Annotated in this window: 12 protein-coding genes; 8 read left to right on the top strand and 4 right to left on the bottom strand. The window is 63.5% G+C overall.

Going from position 1 to position 14,511, the window contains the following annotated elements; translation table 11 throughout:
* Positions 1–496 precede the first annotated feature (496 nt).
* From ACF3NP_RS10030 to ACF3NP_RS10020, 3 genes are all read left to right on the top strand, one after another.
* Positions 497–1,759, top strand: coding sequence for a zinc metalloprotease (locus tag ACF3NP_RS10030; RefSeq protein ID WP_181889448.1), 1,263 nt, complete (start codon positions 497–499; stop codon positions 1,757–1,759).
* Positions 1,760–1,826: 67 nt separating this feature from the next.
* Entirely contained in the window at positions 1,827–3,179 is a 1,353-nt protein-coding gene (locus ACF3NP_RS10025) for an MFS transporter (protein WP_181889449.1), read from the top strand.
* Positions 3,172–4,365 (top strand): copper oxidase, encoded by a 1,194-nt coding sequence (locus ACF3NP_RS10020; protein ID WP_181889450.1) that lies wholly within the window; start codon positions 3,172–3,174, stop codon positions 4,363–4,365. The genes ACF3NP_RS10025 and ACF3NP_RS10020 overlap by 8 nt, the downstream gene beginning before the upstream one ends.
* Here ACF3NP_RS10020 and ACF3NP_RS10015 read toward each other — a convergent pair.
* Positions 4,346–4,729 carry a cupredoxin domain-containing protein gene (locus ACF3NP_RS10015; RefSeq protein ID WP_181889451.1) on the bottom strand — a complete coding sequence of 128 codons (384 nt, stop codon included), beginning with the start codon at positions 4,727–4,729 and terminating at the stop codon, positions 4,346–4,348. The two genes, ACF3NP_RS10020 and ACF3NP_RS10015, sit on opposite strands and share 20 nt — an antisense overlap.
* A gap of 130 nt (positions 4,730–4,859) precedes the next feature.
* Here ACF3NP_RS10015 and ACF3NP_RS10010 point away from each other — a divergent pair, with 130 nt between their 5' ends.
* The 5 genes from ACF3NP_RS10010 to ACF3NP_RS09990 are packed head-to-tail and all read left to right on the top strand — an operon-like array spanning position 4,860 to position 12,125.
* A complete protein-coding gene (locus ACF3NP_RS10010; protein ID WP_181889452.1) occupies positions 4,860–6,884 on the top strand; it encodes a hypothetical protein in 2,025 nt (674 codons plus the stop codon).
* A 31-nt stretch (positions 6,885–6,915) separates the two neighbouring features.
* Positions 6,916–7,518 carry a nucleotide exchange factor GrpE gene (grpE, locus tag ACF3NP_RS10005; protein ID WP_181889453.1) on the top strand — a complete coding sequence of 201 codons (603 nt, stop codon included), beginning with the start codon at positions 6,916–6,918 and terminating at the stop codon, positions 7,516–7,518.
* 30 nt (positions 7,519–7,548) lie between these two features.
* Positions 7,549–9,171 (top strand): Hsp70 family protein, encoded by a 1,623-nt coding sequence (locus ACF3NP_RS10000; protein ID WP_181889454.1) that lies wholly within the window; start codon positions 7,549–7,551, stop codon positions 9,169–9,171.
* Between the two features lie 3 nt (positions 9,172–9,174).
* Positions 9,175–11,364: a hypothetical protein gene (locus ACF3NP_RS09995; RefSeq protein ID WP_181889455.1), complete on the top strand. Its 2,190-nt coding sequence runs from the start codon at positions 9,175–9,177 to the stop codon at positions 11,362–11,364.
* The gene (locus ACF3NP_RS09990; RefSeq protein ID WP_392398656.1) at positions 11,361–12,125 is read left to right on the top strand and encodes a hypothetical protein; all 765 of its coding nucleotides are present in this window, start codon (positions 11,361–11,363) and stop codon (positions 12,123–12,125) included. The genes ACF3NP_RS09995 and ACF3NP_RS09990 overlap by 4 nt, the downstream gene beginning before the upstream one ends.
* On the opposite strand, the gene ACF3NP_RS09985 is transcribed toward ACF3NP_RS09990, so the two are convergent.
* From ACF3NP_RS09985 to ACF3NP_RS09975, 3 genes are read right to left on the bottom strand one after another with little or no spacing between them, the layout of a single operon-like run.
* Entirely contained in the window at positions 12,122–12,433 is a 312-nt protein-coding gene (locus tag ACF3NP_RS09985; RefSeq protein WP_063938663.1) for a hypothetical protein, read from the bottom strand. The genes ACF3NP_RS09990 and ACF3NP_RS09985 overlap by 4 nt on opposite strands.
* A 20-nt stretch (positions 12,434–12,453) precedes the next feature.
* Positions 12,454–13,530, bottom strand: a complete 1,077-nt coding sequence (locus ACF3NP_RS09980; RefSeq protein WP_181889457.1) for a hypothetical protein — start codon at positions 13,528–13,530, stop codon at positions 12,454–12,456.
* 9 nt (positions 13,531–13,539) lie between these two features.
* Positions 13,540–14,508: a hypothetical protein gene (locus ACF3NP_RS09975; protein WP_181889458.1), complete on the bottom strand. Its 969-nt coding sequence runs from the start codon at positions 14,506–14,508 to the stop codon at positions 13,540–13,542.
* Positions 14,509–14,511: the final 3 nt, after the last annotated feature.

The raw sequence follows: 14,511 nt of genomic DNA, 5'->3' as shown, positions 1-14,511 counted from the left end.
CTTTTTGCTTTGCGACGGCCCCTTGCCGCCGCATCGGGGGTAAAAACGGGGGTAGTGGGGGTTTCCGGATTGCTGAACAATCTGTGGATCTTTGAACAATCCAGGGAGTTTCGGGGGTTCCTGAGGGAAAACCACCGAATCTGAGAGTGTATGAATTGTATGGTTAACCGGAACATGCAGGTAGATGCGGAATTGCCGGGATCCATGCTGGAAAACACCTTAAGGTGCATAAAATGCGGTGATAGTGGATTGTTCAACCATCCGCGAGCGTTGCCGGATTGATCGTTGAACAATGCTGACGAAACCCCGGACCGCGCCCCCGGATTGATGAACAATCCGCAGGCCAAAACGGGTGGAAACGTTGAACAATCCGGACGGAATGTTCAACGATTTAGGGTATTTTTCAGCCTGGGCCAAAGCGTTTTACCTGCGCATACTCGGTGCATAAACTCATGGATGTAACAAAGAGAAAAACACACACCAAGGAGTCACCGAGATGCGAGCAGCATTCCGAAACACCATCGCCGCAGCAGTTGCCGCCGCCATCGCGGTTTCCGGCGCGAACGTCGCACACGCCCAGCAGGACGTTGAGCTGGCACCGGTGCTGACCAACACCGCCACCCTCGTTGACTCCGACGGCGACGGCCTGCCCGACATCTGGGAAGAGCAAGGCGTCGTCCTCGCAGACGGCACGGAAATCCCCCTGCCGGACTGGGGTGCCGACCCTAACCGCCCGGATGTCTTCCTCCAGCTGAACTGGATGGCCTCCGAATACGACACCCTCGGCTGCGACACGTCTGCTGCCCGCGAGTGCGCAAACGCCAACCGCACCTCTTACGCCCCGTCGACGCAGAGCCTGGATGATTTAGTGGACCTGTTTGCTGACCACGGCATTAGCCTGCACATCGATGCCGGCGAGCACTACACCAACATCCCTAACTACTCCGACGTCCACGGCGGCGAGACGCTGGAGTACCGCGACTCGTACTTCGACCCGAGCAAGTTTGAGGCGTTCCAGCTCATTAACACCATCAACAACCTTGGGGATCGCGCCAACATCTTCCGCCCCGGCGTCCTGGGCGACCGGATGCGCGCCGGCTCCAACGCCACGGGCCTGTCGCTGGTGGGCGACAGCTCCTTCTACGTTGCCAACCCCGGCGGGCGTGCGAACGACGAGCAGGTGCGCAACACCATCCTGCACGAGTTCGGCCACACCCTGGGTCTGCGCCACTGGGGTGCTCAGCAGTACGTCACCGACATCGCTGAAGGCTCCCCGATGCAGGCCGGTTACCAGTCGGTGATGAACTACGACCGCCAGTTCGACTACTTCAACTACTCCGAAAAGCCGTACTTCGCCGACACCCCGGCGGGCAAGGTCCTCGTCCCCGCCGACTGGGACTCCCTGGTACTCGACAACCCGCGTATCGGCGCGTACGCCGAGTCCATCGGTGCCCGCGCAAAGGCTGAGGTCGAGGAGATCGAGCAGCCGGAGGAGGTCGTCGAGGTGGAACAGCCGGAGCCCGTCGAGGTCGCCGAAGAGCACCCCCTGACCGCGCTCGTGCCGGCGGAAGAAATCCCCGCCCAGCCGGGTGAAGTCCCCGCCGAGCAGCCCAAGGCTGAGCAGAAGGTGGAAGCCAAGGCCAAGGCCGAGGCCCCGAAGCAGGCTAACAACCAGATCAACATCGCAGCCATCATCGGCGGCGTCGTCGCAGCCCTGGCAGTCCTCGGCATCGGCGCAGCATTCCTCGCAATGCGCTAAGCCCGCCAACTAAACACAGTGCGTCCCGCAACCGGGGCGCACTTTTTGCGCGCGGTACCATCTGCCCATGACTAAGGCGCAGCGCTGGGGATTTTTCGCGGTGGTCTCGCTCGGGCTGCTCATGATCGGCCTGGACAACTCCATCCTGTACACCGCGCTGCCGGCGCTGGAGCATTCCCTTGACGCCTCCCCGGAGCAGGGCCTGTGGATCATCAACGCCTACCCGCTGGTGCTCGCCGGACTGCTTTTGGGCACCGGCGCGCTGGGCGACAGGGTGGGCCACCGCCTGATGTTCATCGTGGGCCTGGCCATCTTCGGCCTGGCGTCGCTGGGCGCGGCGTTCGCGCCCGGCCCCTTAGAGCTGATCCTGGCGCGCGGCATGCTCGGCATGGGCGCTGCGGTGATGATGCCGGCCACGCTCGCGCTGATCCGCCTGACGTTTCCGGACGAGCGCGAGCGCAACACCGCCATCGGCATCTGGGGCTCGGTGGCGGTGGCGGGCGGCGCGCTCGGACCGGTGGTCGGCGGCGCGCTGATCCAGCATTTCTGGGTCGGCTCCGTCTTCCTCATCAACGTGCCCATCGTCATCGTCGCCCTCGTGCTCACCATCGCGCTCGCACCGGAAAACCTGCCCAACCTAGACAAACAGTGGGACGTGGTCTCCTCGTTCTACGCTCTAGTCGCGCTGTCTGGCCTGACCATGGCCATCAAGCAGGCCGCCAACAGCCCCGCCATCACCCTCGCGGCACTCGCCGCCACCGCCGTCGGTTCCTGGCTGTTCGTGCGCCGCCAAAACCGCCTGGACGACCCGCTGCTCACCTTCGACATCTTCCGCTCCCGCCTGTTCACCGGCGGCGTCCTCGCGGCGGCCGGCGGCATGTTCGTCCTGGCCGGCGCCGAACTCATGACCACGCAGAAGCTGCAGCTTGTCGACGAGCTCACGCCCCTTCACGCCGGCGCCACCGTCGCCGTGATGGCCCTGTCCGCCATCCCGGCCTCCACACTCGGCGGGGCATATCTGCACAAGGTCGGCTTCCTGCCGTTGATCGCCGGCGGGTTCCTCGGCGCGGTAGTGGGGGCGGTGGCGTTGGCGGCCGGATGGACGTCGATAGGCATGGTGCTTCTGGGCCTGTCCGCGGGCTCGGTGATGAGTGTCTCCTCGATCGCGATCATCGGCTCGGCCCCGATGCACCGCTCCGGGATGGCCGCGGGTGTGGAGGAGGTGTCCTACGAGCTGGGCACGCTGGTTACTGTGGCGCTGACGGGGTCGCTGCTGCAGGCGGCGCTGGACCGCGGGGTGGACTACACGGACGCCTACAACGGTGTGATCGGCGTGCTGGCCGCGGGTGCGGCGTGTTTTGCTGCGGCCACCTGGTGGTGTTTCCGCGACAACCCGAAGTCTGGAGGAGTCAATGCCTGACATGAACCCCCGCGCGTGGCACCGCAAAGCCTCGCGCCCGGTGAGCATCTGGATGGCGGTGTTCATCCTCGCCGGCCTTGCGCACCCGTTCATCCCGGACGGGTCGTGGCTGCTCATCCACATTTTCACGCTGGGGATTTTGACCAACTCGATCATGTTGTGGTCCCAAAACCTTACCGAGCGCTTCTTGGGGCACAAGCTTGACGACGCCTCCCGGCCCGCCCAACTTTCCCGCACCTACCTCCTCAACGCCGGCACCGTCGCCGTGCTGGCCGGGCAGCTGATCCGGTGGTACTGGCTGACGTGGGCGGGCGCGCTGGTGGTCGCGGTGGCGCTGGCGTGGCACGCGGCGGTGCTCTTTAAACAGGTGCGCTCGGCGCCGCGCCGTCATGCCGGGGTAATCGGTTTCCTCGCCTCCGCGTGCTGCCTGCCCGTGGGCGCGCTGTTCGGCGCGGCGCTGTCTGCAGGCCTGCCGGGGCAGTGGCACGGTGCGGTGCGCCAGGCCCACATGTTCACCAACGTGGGCGGCTTCGTCGGGTTCGCGGCGATGGGCGCACTGAGCGTGCTGTTCCCGGCGATGTGGCGCACCCGCGGGCAGGACCGCGTCGGCGTGGCGCTCGCGCTGGCCGGCATCGGTGTTGCCGTGGCGGTGGCCGGTTCGCTGCTGCGCCTGCCCGTGGTGGCGGGCGCGGGCACCGTGCTGATCCTGGCGGGCTGGGTGTGGCTCTACCAAGGGTTTGTGGCCAGCGCGCTGACGGTGATGAAGGATCCCCGCGGGCGCGTGACCTACCCGGCGCTGTCCGCACTGTTCGCGGTGACCTGGCTCATCGGCGGGCTGACCTGGTACGCGGTGCGGATGTTCGGCGGGGCAGGGGAGATCCCCACGCTGCCGTTGTTGCTCGGGTTCGCGGGCCAGCTGCTGATTGGCACCATGAGCTACCTCATGCCCACCACCATGGGCGGCGGCCCGGCGGCGGTGAAGGCGGGTCTGCGTGAGCTCAACCGGGCCGCCTACCTGCGCGCCGGGCTGTTCAACGCGGCGCTTCTGGCCTGGCTGGTGGTGGGCAACTCCTATGCCCGCATCGTGCTGTCCTTTATCGCGTTCGGCGTGCTGGCGGCGTTCCTGCCCCTGATGGCGCGCGCGGTGAAGGCCCAGGTGGCGGTGATCAAATCACATCGACCTTAAAGGTCATGCCCATCGTCTTGTGCCCGGCGATGGTGCACCACCCGCGGGTGTCCTTGTTGAACTCCCCGAAGTAGGCCGTGCTGGTCTCGCCGGGGGAGAGCCGGCCGGAGTTGGCCTCCCCGATTTTCAGGTCGTGTTCTTTCTCGCCGTCGTTGACCAGGTTGACCACCAGCTTGGTGCCGCGCGGGACCTCGATCCGGTCGGGGATGTAGCGCATGCGCTCAATGCGCACGTCGGCGGTGACGACATCGTCACCGGTGGGTAGTTCGCCCTCCTGGGACTGCGTGAGCGCGGAGGCGGACGCTACCCCGATAATGCCGGCGGCGACGATCGCCCACGCAGCAGTCTGTATCCGGCGGGTCATGGGCCTCACTCCTTTCCCCTCCACCTTAAGTCACGGGTTGAGAAGCCCCGCTGTTTATGGGCGACACCTGTGGATATGGTGATAGGATTCCCGTGTCTTACCCAGGTTGTCGCAGCGTAGGGAGTAGCAGGTGGCCGACACTTTCGACCCTAACGGTCTAAAGAAGTACCTCAGCAATTCATCGGTGGCGCAAAAATGGAACAAAGTCGTTGCAGCCGTCGCGCAAGACGATGAGGCGGCGGTGGATTCCGCGCTGGTAGATGCCGAAATCCATGAGCTGTTCCAATTCGACACCGTCCCCGCCGGGCGCGAGGTGTTGCAGCAGCGTTTCGACGAGCTCCGCAACGCCACCACCAAACAACTGCGCCACGCCCGCCTGGGCAGCAACGCTGAGGCAGTGCGCGCCGGACTGGAAAAGCTTGCCACGGCGGACACCAACATCAACCCGACCATGTCTAGCGTGTGGCAGCGCTACTTCCACCGACTCACTGCGCACGAGGCTGAAAAGATTGAACGTGTATCCTCTCAGGTGATCGCCTCCGCAGGCGCGGTTGGCGCGGTGGAGGCGCAGGATCTGTACCGACGTCTAGACGGTATGCAGTTGAGCGAATCCGGCAAACAGTCCGTGATTGCCACCCTGCGGGACAACGACGTGCGCGTGGTGGGGGCGCCGGCGCCGGACGTGATGGCGAAAATTGAGCACGCCAACGCGAAAAACATCGTGGCACTGGTACGCCCGCGCCCGTGGCTGAATAACGAGGACCTGGGCTACTCCGCGTTCAAGGCGCAGCCGGAGGGCCAGGCGCCGGTCAAGCGCGCGGAGCTGGAAGACGCGATCTCGTTCTACGACTCGCGCAACCAGCAGGCCAACAAGGACGCCGCGATCAAGCTGCTCAGCCTGTGCGACACGGACGCCCAGCTTCACGACGTCATCCTGGCCTACCACCTGCACAAAGTGAACCAGGCGCGCCTGACATCCTTCCCGGAGCCGGTGGTGGACCAGTTCGTGCTCAACGGCCTAGACAAGGAAGAAGGCCACAAGCTCCTCGGCAGCGGCGGCAGCACCGCAGCCCCGCGCGTGGATGAGGAGGCGGAGCGCCGCGCCTCCGCCCACCTGGGACTGGAGGAGAAGGCGTTCGGCGAGGTCGAGCGCATGATGGAGCGGCGCGAGCTGTACGGCGCTTTCGATCGAATGCACTCTATCGACGGCTGGCAGAACCCGGTCAGCGACCTTGGTAAAAAGGTCTTGCCTGAGATGAGAAATCGACTGTTCCAGCTGAACACCGCAGTGGACAAAGGTCTAGCGGCCGTGAACAATTGGGACCTGCCCACCGCCGAGCGCGAACTGGAAAACGCCACAAACCTCTCCTACGATGCACCGCAGTTGCAGGACCTGCAGCAAAAAATGGTGCAGCTGGTGCACAACCCGCAATACATCGACCGGGAACTCTCCCGCGTGGGCCTGGACCCGGAAGGGGAGCGGGCCGACGACAGCAACGGGGTGAATAGTCCGCCGTTTTGGTCCTACGTGCTCAAGATTATGGGGCCAACCACCGTGGTGGATTACCTCAGGTCCAGCACTCGCGACAAGGGCTTCGGCGATTTCATAGATACTTACCTCGTCATCCTGATTGGTATGGGGCTGCTGTACTGGGTGGCTCGTGTGGGGCTGAAGCGTGGCAAGAAGTGGCCACTCGTTGTGGCGGCAATCGTCGTCTTTATCGCACTGTTCTTCCAGCTCTCCGGCATCGCCATCGCACCGTTCGGCTCCGAGTTCCGGCTCTCCGGCATCGCCGCCGTGGTGTACGCGTTTCGCATTAACAGCTTCCAGGGCCGGCGAAACCCCGCTTCCAACGCCGAGCGAAAGTCGTTCATCTTCCGTGCCCGCGACTACTTTGCCAACCAGGGCCTGACCCCGCAGAGCGGGTTGATCGTGCGCTACATCGGCGACGGCCGAGGCCAGATCATGCTGCCGCCCACCCCGAACAGCGACTTCACCATCAACGGCAAAGTGGAGTTCGCTGGCGACACCCGCACCCCGGAACCGGGCGACCTGTACCTCTTCGACGGCGGCGGCAACATCCAAGCAATAGCGAAGTCCGTCGGCGGCGAAAACTCTCTGCTGACGACTAAACCCAAAGAGCTGACACAGTAACTACAAAGCAGACTTACGGAAGAACCAAACAATGAGCATTCGTCAGTGGGACAATATCGCGGACACACACGTCGCAGACGAAGCCCCGGCCCAACCAGCACCCCCTGAGCCGACAGCACCGGCCGCACCCGAGAACACCAGCACCGAGCTGCGTGAACTTCGCGAGTCTCTGGACGCCCTGCAAGCCATGATGGTGCCCAAGCGCCTCATGCAAGACGTCATGGAAGGCCTCGGCGCGCTGAGCGCCCAGGTGGAAACCCAGCAGGCGGAGCGCGCCCAGCTGCACGGGGATTTGCAAGAGGCGCGCCGGGACCAGGTGGCGTTGCTGCTAAACCCGGGCGTGAAGCGTCTTTTAGCATTGCAGGCGTTTCTCAACGACCTGCCGCAAACCCCGGAGCTCGAACACGCAGGCGAGTTGCTCGTGGATGCGATCGAGGCCTTCGGCTACGAGCCCGTCGAGGCCGATCCGGGCACGGACTTTGACAAGAAAGTGCACAACAGCGTGGGTGTTGAGGAAACTGACGACGAAGCGTTGGACGGCAAAGTGGTCCGCGAAGTCAGCCCCGGCTACATCTACGCCAACGCGAAGCGGGCAGCGTTTCCCGCTCGTGTCGTGGTGCACAAGTACGTTTAGTGGTTGGTTTAGCCAAGGGGAAGGAAGAGCATGGCTGACAATAAGAAAGTCTTTGGCATCGATCTGGGCACCACCTACTCGGCTGTCGCCCACGTGGACGAGTACGGCGTAGCGCAGGTCATTGAAAACGAGGACGGCCAGCCCACCACGCCGTCTGTGGTCTACTTCGAGGACGACAGCAGCTTCGTCGTGGGCCAGGAGGCCAAAAACGGCCAGAAGCTGTACCCGGACGACACGGTCTCTTTGATCAAGCGCAACATGGGCGACCGCATCACCCTGAACTTCCACGGCAACGACTACACCCCGGAATCCATCTCCGCGCTAATCTTGCGCCAGCTGGTTGAGGTGGCGCAGGAGATGGAGGACGAGGACACCAACGCGGTTGTCATCACCGTCCCAGCGTACTTCGGCACTGTGCAGAAGCAGGCCACCAAAGACGCAGGCGAGATTGCAGGCCTGGACGTTCGTGGCATCATTGCTGAGCCGGTGGCCGCAGCCTTGTCCGCAGGCTTCGAGCCGGGCGAGCACCAGACCATCTTCGTCTACGACTTAGGCGGTGGCACCATGGACTGCACTGTCATGGAACTCAACGAAAACGGTGTGGAAGTCCTAGCCACGGACGGCGACCGCAGGCTCGGCGGCGCGGACTGGGACGCGGAGCTTTTAAACATGGTGGCGGCGAAGTTTATGTTGGAGACCGGCCTGACCGAGGACCCCACCTTCGACGACGAGTTTTACCAAGACCTGCTTTCCAACGTGGAGCAGGCGAAGATTTCCCTGTCACGCAAGAAGAAGGCGAAGATCCGCTGCTCCTACCGCAACGAGGCCTCCGCCATGATCGAGGTCACCCGCGAGGAGTTCGAGGAACGCACCCGCGACAAGGTGGAGCAGACCCTGCGCATCGTGGACCGCACTCTGGAGAAGGCCCGAGAGAAGCGCCCGAACCTGGAGATTGAGAAGTACCTGCTGGTCGGCGGTTCCTCGAAGATGCCGATGATCCCGGCGGCGCTGGAGGAGCGCTACGGCTGGGAGCTCACGCCCACCGAATACGACCTTGCCGTGGCCAAGGGTGCAGCGATCTACGGCCAGGGTGAGATGGATTTCGCCGTGGACAACGAGGAGGGTACTGAAAGCACCGACGCCGCCCCGGAGCCGAGCTCGAAGCACTTCGTGCTCGGCGGCAGCGCGGGCGGCGCTGCCACCACCCAGACCATCACCAATGTGCTGCCGAAGTCTGTCGGCGTGCTGTTCTTCGACCCGAAGCGCCAGGAAGAGTACGTCGGCCACATTCTGCACGCGGGCGAGTCTTTGCCTGCCGAGGGCACCACGCAGGCGAGGACGGTGCAGGACGGGACGACATCGCTACGCTTCCGCATCTTCGAGCAGCTGGGCGAGGTGGAGTCCCGCGACCTTGAGGCGAACGAGGAGATCTCGCCCGAGGGTGGCGCGCTGCTGGACAACCTGCCGCACTTGCCCGCGCATTCCGAGGTGAACCTGATCATGTCCGTGGACGCGGACGGCATTGTCACCCTGCAGGGCCACGAGCCGAAGTCCAACCAGTTCTTCCGCCTCGAGGCGCAGGTTTCCGCCCTGGACAAGGAAGAGGTCGCCGCAGCGAAGCAGCAGGTTGGCCTCATGATGCGCGGGGACTAGGGAATGTCGCTGGCCCCCTTCGACCAAAGCCGAATTGCCAGCTACGCCTCCCGCCCCGACATCGCGCGGACGTGGGATGCCATCCAGCGCGCCCAGGGTGGCGAGCTGGAGCGATTGCTCGTCGAGGCCCACCTGGACGACCTGCTCCAAATCACCGCAATGCCTGCCAACTCCGGCGAGGCGGGCGAGCGCGTCCGCGAGGTGACGAACGTGCTGGCCAAGCGCCGCAACCGCCAGTCTTTCGACGCCATCCGCGCAGGCCTCGAGCGCTTGGACCGCGAGGCGATGCAGCTCAACCCCTCCAACCTGTCCTTTTGGGGCTGGTACCTGCCGCTGCAGGCGGAGCAGGCGAAGCAGCGCAACGCCGGGATCGTGGAGGCAATCGTGGCGCACGCGGGTGCCCGTGGCGCGATCACGGACGCTGAGCTGCGCAAACGCCTGACGCGCTACCGCCTCAGCGACGCGGAGCTGGACCAGGTGGCGAACGAGCTCGCCGGTAGCGGCATCCGCGTGGTGGGGGAAGTGCGCAGCGACGTCACCCGTCTGATCGACGCTGCAACCGCGCCCAACCTCGTCGCCCTGTTGCAGCCCAAGGCGTGGCAGGACGGCGCCGAGTACTCGGCCTACGACGCTGCGGTGACCGGCCGCACCCCCGTCACCCTGGCGGACGCGGAGCGCGCCATCGCGTTCTACGACTCCCGCAACGACCAGCGCAACAAAGACGCCGTGGTCAAGGTCGCGGCGGCCGCACAGTCTGACCAGGAGCTTCGCGACCTCGTGCTGGCTTACCACCTGGAGCGAATGACCAGCGAGGAGCACATTCCAGCCGAGGTCGCACGCGGCTTCGTCGACGCGGGCCTCGATCCCGCCGAGGCGACGAAGCTGCAGGGTGGCGGCACTGGTTCGAGCGTCCAGGCTTCTGCGGGCCCCGTTGCCGGTTCCGACCGCGAGCACAAGATCTACCAGGAGATTGAGTCCTTGCTGGAGGAAGGCCAGCTTCGCGCTGCGCTGGTCGAGCATGATCGGGTTGTTGCCGCTGTGGGCAAGCCTAATGGTGACTATGCCAAGGATGTCGTGTTACTTCTCCTTGGAAATACGCGTCGTTTCGAGGATCTTGTCGCTGAGACAAGGAGCCACCTGAAGGAGAAGAACCTTTCTGCGGCACAGGTAAGTCTTCAAGCGGCGGAAAACATTGGGGCGGACAGGCCCGAGATGAGGTCGTTGCGTGAAACCGTCGGACGTGGCATGCGTGCGTTGGAATTCGATCGAGCAGACCAGGATTATTACAGTCCGGCGCTCGACGCAATTAATAACAAGGACCTGTCAAAGGCACGCAACATACTCGAAGTAGCGAAAACCAACGGTGCTCCCTCTACTTCTTTGGGTGGCACAGTCCTTGATTATTATCAGACCGCAAGCAGAGACGCAGCCGAAGCGCACGCGCGGATCCTTGACGGCTTACAGAAGCGCGACTTTTGGCGTGCTTTTGATGGGGTCGAAATGCTGGAAGCAGTCGATCTCACCAGCACTGACTTGGCAGGACTAAGAGGTCGTGTTGACGACTTGGGACGTGATGAAGACGTCATCCGGGATGCGATTTTCGATCAAGGTCTGGGAGAACGCACAGTTGCAGTTCGAGCTCAGGCATTAGCTCCCGCAGAGGCCGGCCCTTTACTCTATTTGTTGACGTTTTTCCCTCTGGGATTGCTGGTAGACCTTTGGCGCACCGAAAACTTCAGCAGTCCACTTGCCCCCGCAATCGCGGCCGTGGGGGTTTGGTTCGTGCAAGCCTTAGTGGCGTGGAATCTTTCTACTCGCGGCATCGCAATATCTATTCTGGCGTTCTTAATTAGTTTGGTGCTTTGGATTGGGCTTGCGCTTGATGGGTTCTACTTCACGGCAATTGCCGCAGTACTCCTATACGCGAGCGGCGCTGCAATGAGAGAGAACCACGATACCGCCAATGAACTGGAAGACTTCGTTGCGGGCCGTGAATCTCTCGTACAACAACTACGCAATGATGGCCTAGCTGGCACCACACTAGAGCTACGAGGAGAATCATTCCGACTGGGTAAATCGGAGGGCCCGGACCTCGACAGCGTCGCGGGCCGGGTAATCGTTCGAAATGCTCAGGGGAAACGAGTAAGCACTATTGACCTTGCCTCCGCCAAGGGACAGGGGGCGCAAAAATGAGAAAGTGGAACGCTTACATTCGAGCGGTTCTCGCTATAGCTATAGCGGCCTGTGTGCTGAATTCAGCCGTCATTTTCGGCAAGGAGGATTTGGAGCAGGGCGGGCCACTCGAGCGAGCAATCTTGAGCGGGGACAATTCCCTTGTGGAATATGGTAATCCTCCATATACACCGTGGGAGCTTGAAAGCGGCGAATTTCGCATCGTGCCGGGCACCGAAGGGATTGCTGCAGATCCGACTTGTGAGGATCGAATCGCCGTTGGCACTCACGTGTCGACGGAAGCTTTTGCTCAACGAGTTAGTCGGATAACCGACTCGGAGAGTCTTGTTATGCCCGAACTGGACGGCATGCTCTCAATAGGCATATTAGCGTCACCAGAGGCGGGGTCCAGTAACCCAATTGGTTCGTACCTCAGCGGGTTAGGTCATGCCTGCAAGGGAGTGGTGATGAACCCTGGCAGTGAAACGCCTTTTACCGGCATAGCTGTGAGCGAGCACGAGTTTGGGACAGTGGCGCACACGGAGGCGGGCGATATAGCCGATTATTACTCCGCTTATGCGGTACCGGGCTACATCGTTCTGGTGTACGGCTTTAATACGTCGCCCGAGTATGTCCGCGAGGTTTCGGCAGCGCAGAGTAAGGCGGTCGAGGAGTCGATTTGGCTCACTCCAGAGGGGCAGACCAGCCCGTGGACCTTTGGAATCGTGAGCTGGCTGCGTCACTTCCTGGGTGACGGGGCGAGCGAAACCGCCTCCGCCTAAACGGCCGGCTCGCCCTCCGCCGGGGCGTCCACGGTGGTGGTCTCGTCCACGATGCTGGTGGCCACCGTCGTCTCGGGGGCCGTGGTGCCCTCCGGGATGTCCGGCACGGTGTTCCACGGGGCGCTGGTCCACAGCCAGATCATGCCGGCGACCACCGCGGCGATAGCCAGGATGATGGTCACAATGCCGGTGATGATCGCGGTGCGGCGCTTCTTCGCCCGGCGCTCGCGCTCAGCCAGCGCCTCCTGCTCGCGCTGGACGTGATCCTGGGAGACCTGCTGCTGCGGGTCAACAAAAGGTGAAGCCATGATTTCAGTCCTTAATCTTCCTAGAACAAGCCGTAGTTGTTGAATACCCGGCGCATCGGGTCGAGTACGCGGAACGGGGCGATGCCGTAGTCGCTGATGGAATCGCCAGAAGGCGGCGCACCTAGCGACGACACCACGTGGCAGTGGTAATTGTGCGGCGGGCCGAGCGGCTGCTCCAGCGCGTTGAACATCTCCTGGGCGCCCAGGCTGTGCAGCATCGAGCGGGTCTCTTCGTGCACGAGCTCGGAATCAGCGCGGTCGAAGGGGCGGGACGCGCCCGAGCCGGCACGCCGGAACGCTGCGCCCAAGTTGTTCATCACCTCAGGCCAGGAGGTGGAACCGGAGCCGGTGGCGGCAAACCCGCCGGTTTCCAGGCGGTCGATCTCCTGCAGGATGTCGAACTTCGCCAGTGTCAAAGAGATGTCCGGACGGGCAGGGCCGAGGACTTCGATGACGTTCTTCAGCACGTCGGCAGGCGAGGCTTCCGAACGCGAATCGGTGGGTACCAACCCCTCCACCAGCGAACGAATCTGGGACACCGCCAGCGGGTCGTACAGGTAGATCACCGAGTCCGCGTGCTGCAAAAAGTCCAGGTGTTCGGACTTGGCGCGGATGTCGCGGGCCTCCAGGTCCTCGCCGGCGATGTCGCGGAACACCACGAAAATTTGCTGCGGGTTGGGCTGGTTAAAGCGCTTCGGGCGGCCCAGGCGGTAGATCAGCGGGCGACGCTGGTAGGCGTCCGGGTTATCAATCGGGGCGGTGGGGCTGAGCACGCGCGGGCGGGACTCGTCGCTGCCGAACAGGGGCACTTCGTAGTTCTCGCGGAAGGAGTTCTCGGTGAACTCGTCCGCCGGGTCGAACGTGCCACCGAAGTTGATGGTCAGCTGCTCCAGGAGCTTGATCGCCATGGCGATGTAGATGCTCTTGCCGGACGTGCGCGCGCCAGCGAGGGCGAACGTGATCACGCCGGAATTCTGCCAGCCGGCGGGCAGCTCGGCGCCGGGCGGGGCGAACTCCGAGTGCTGCTGGTCCGGGTCCATCTGCCGGAAGCTGTACGGGCACTTCGTGGGAATCATGGGGTAATTCGGTTGCGTCATCGTCTTCTCCTAGCTGCGCGCCGTCAGTGCGTTGTACATGGACTCGGTGGCTTTGCGCAGCTGCGTGCCGTCGCCACGCAGCACCTCGCTCACGAATGCGTCGTTGAACTCGGTGTAGGTGACGTTGTCCGGCAGCGGGCCGGCCGGCTCGCGCGTGGCCAGGATGTGCATCGGGCGTGGAAGCTGCGCCAGCTGGCCGGGCAGGTCGTCGGAGACGACCAGCACGGCGTTGGCGGCTGCGAGGCCGTCGGAAATCAGCTGGTCAGTGCTGCGGGTCCAGTCCACCTCGGCGAGCTGGGCGGCGTCCTCAAGCGCGGCCTTGAAGTCCGAGGCGCTGGTGAAGTTCTTCGCCTGGCTGCCTGCAGAGGTGCCCACGATGCGCGTTTCAAACTGCGAGCTGCTGAACAGCCCGGCCACCACCTGCGCGATGGCGTCGCGCTGCTGCTCGGTGAGGTTGCGCTGGAAGGACGCGGAGTGGTCCACAACCACCACCACCTTGCGCGGGCCTTCCTCCTGCGCGGTCGGGACGGCGGACTTCTGCAGCGACTTGGTCACCGAATGCACCGTCGAAGATGCGCCGTCAAGGTGCTCACTGCCGGTCGCCTCTGGGGCGATGATGCGTACGGACGCCCCTTCGGGCTGCAACCGCAGCACCGCAGCATTCGGCTGCTCACCAACCGCCAGCGGCGGCAGAGTGATGCGCTTGCCGGTGTCCTTCGAAACCACCGTGGCGTACACCAACGCGCCGGAGGGGAACCGCTCCTGGCCCTTGGGCGCAACGCTGATCTCGGTGGTGTCGCTCACGTCGCGGACAAGCACCGTGCCCTGGAAAACGCGCATCTTGGCACCCGTCGGTTTCTTTGCCGGGTCCAGGTCCCATGCGCAATCGGGGCGAAACTGCAGCTGCACCTGTAGGTCCAGGCCGTCTTTGGCGAGGTCATGGCCCTCGCCAGGTGCCAGGCTGATCTGTTGGCTCATGAC

The sequence above is a fragment of the Corynebacterium lehmanniae genome (genome assembly GCF_043161975.1).
Taxonomy (GTDB): Bacteria; Actinomycetota; Actinomycetes; order Mycobacteriales; family Mycobacteriaceae; genus Corynebacterium; species Corynebacterium lehmanniae.
The sequence above is the reverse complement of the archived record's forward strand: the minus strand, read 5'-3'. Positions and strand labels throughout refer to the sequence as shown.

What these genes read in the sequence shown, in the direction of transcription:
- ACF3NP_RS09985 (WP_063938663.1), bottom strand. Translation starts at nt 12,433, where the DNA reads ATGGCTTCACCTTTTGTTGACCCGCAGCAGCAGGTCTCCCAGGATCAC.
- ACF3NP_RS10015 (WP_181889451.1), bottom strand. Translation starts at nt 4,729, where the DNA reads ATGACCCGCCGGATACAGACTGCTGCGTGGGCGATCGTCGCCGCCGGC.
- ACF3NP_RS10000 (WP_181889454.1), top strand. Translation starts at nt 7,549, where the DNA reads ATGGCTGACAATAAGAAAGTCTTTGGCATCGATCTGGGCACCACCTAC.
- ACF3NP_RS10030 (WP_181889448.1), top strand. Translation starts at nt 497, where the DNA reads ATGCGAGCAGCATTCCGAAACACCATCGCCGCAGCAGTTGCCGCCGCC.
- grpE (WP_181889453.1), top strand. Translation starts at nt 6,916, where the DNA reads ATGAGCATTCGTCAGTGGGACAATATCGCGGACACACACGTCGCAGAC.
- ACF3NP_RS10020 (WP_181889450.1), top strand. Translation starts at nt 3,172, where the DNA reads ATGCCTGACATGAACCCCCGCGCGTGGCACCGCAAAGCCTCGCGCCCG.
- ACF3NP_RS09980 (WP_181889457.1), bottom strand. Translation starts at nt 13,530, where the DNA reads ATGACGCAACCGAATTACCCCATGATTCCCACGAAGTGCCCGTACAGC.
- ACF3NP_RS09990 (WP_392398656.1), top strand. Translation starts at nt 11,361, where the DNA reads ATGAGAAAGTGGAACGCTTACATTCGAGCGGTTCTCGCTATAGCTATA.
- ACF3NP_RS10025 (WP_181889449.1), top strand. Translation starts at nt 1,827, where the DNA reads ATGACTAAGGCGCAGCGCTGGGGATTTTTCGCGGTGGTCTCGCTCGGG.
- ACF3NP_RS09975 (WP_181889458.1), bottom strand. Translation starts at nt 14,508, where the DNA reads ATGAGCCAACAGATCAGCCTGGCACCTGGCGAGGGCCATGACCTCGCC.
- ACF3NP_RS09995 (WP_181889455.1), top strand. Translation starts at nt 9,175, where the DNA reads ATGTCGCTGGCCCCCTTCGACCAAAGCCGAATTGCCAGCTACGCCTCC.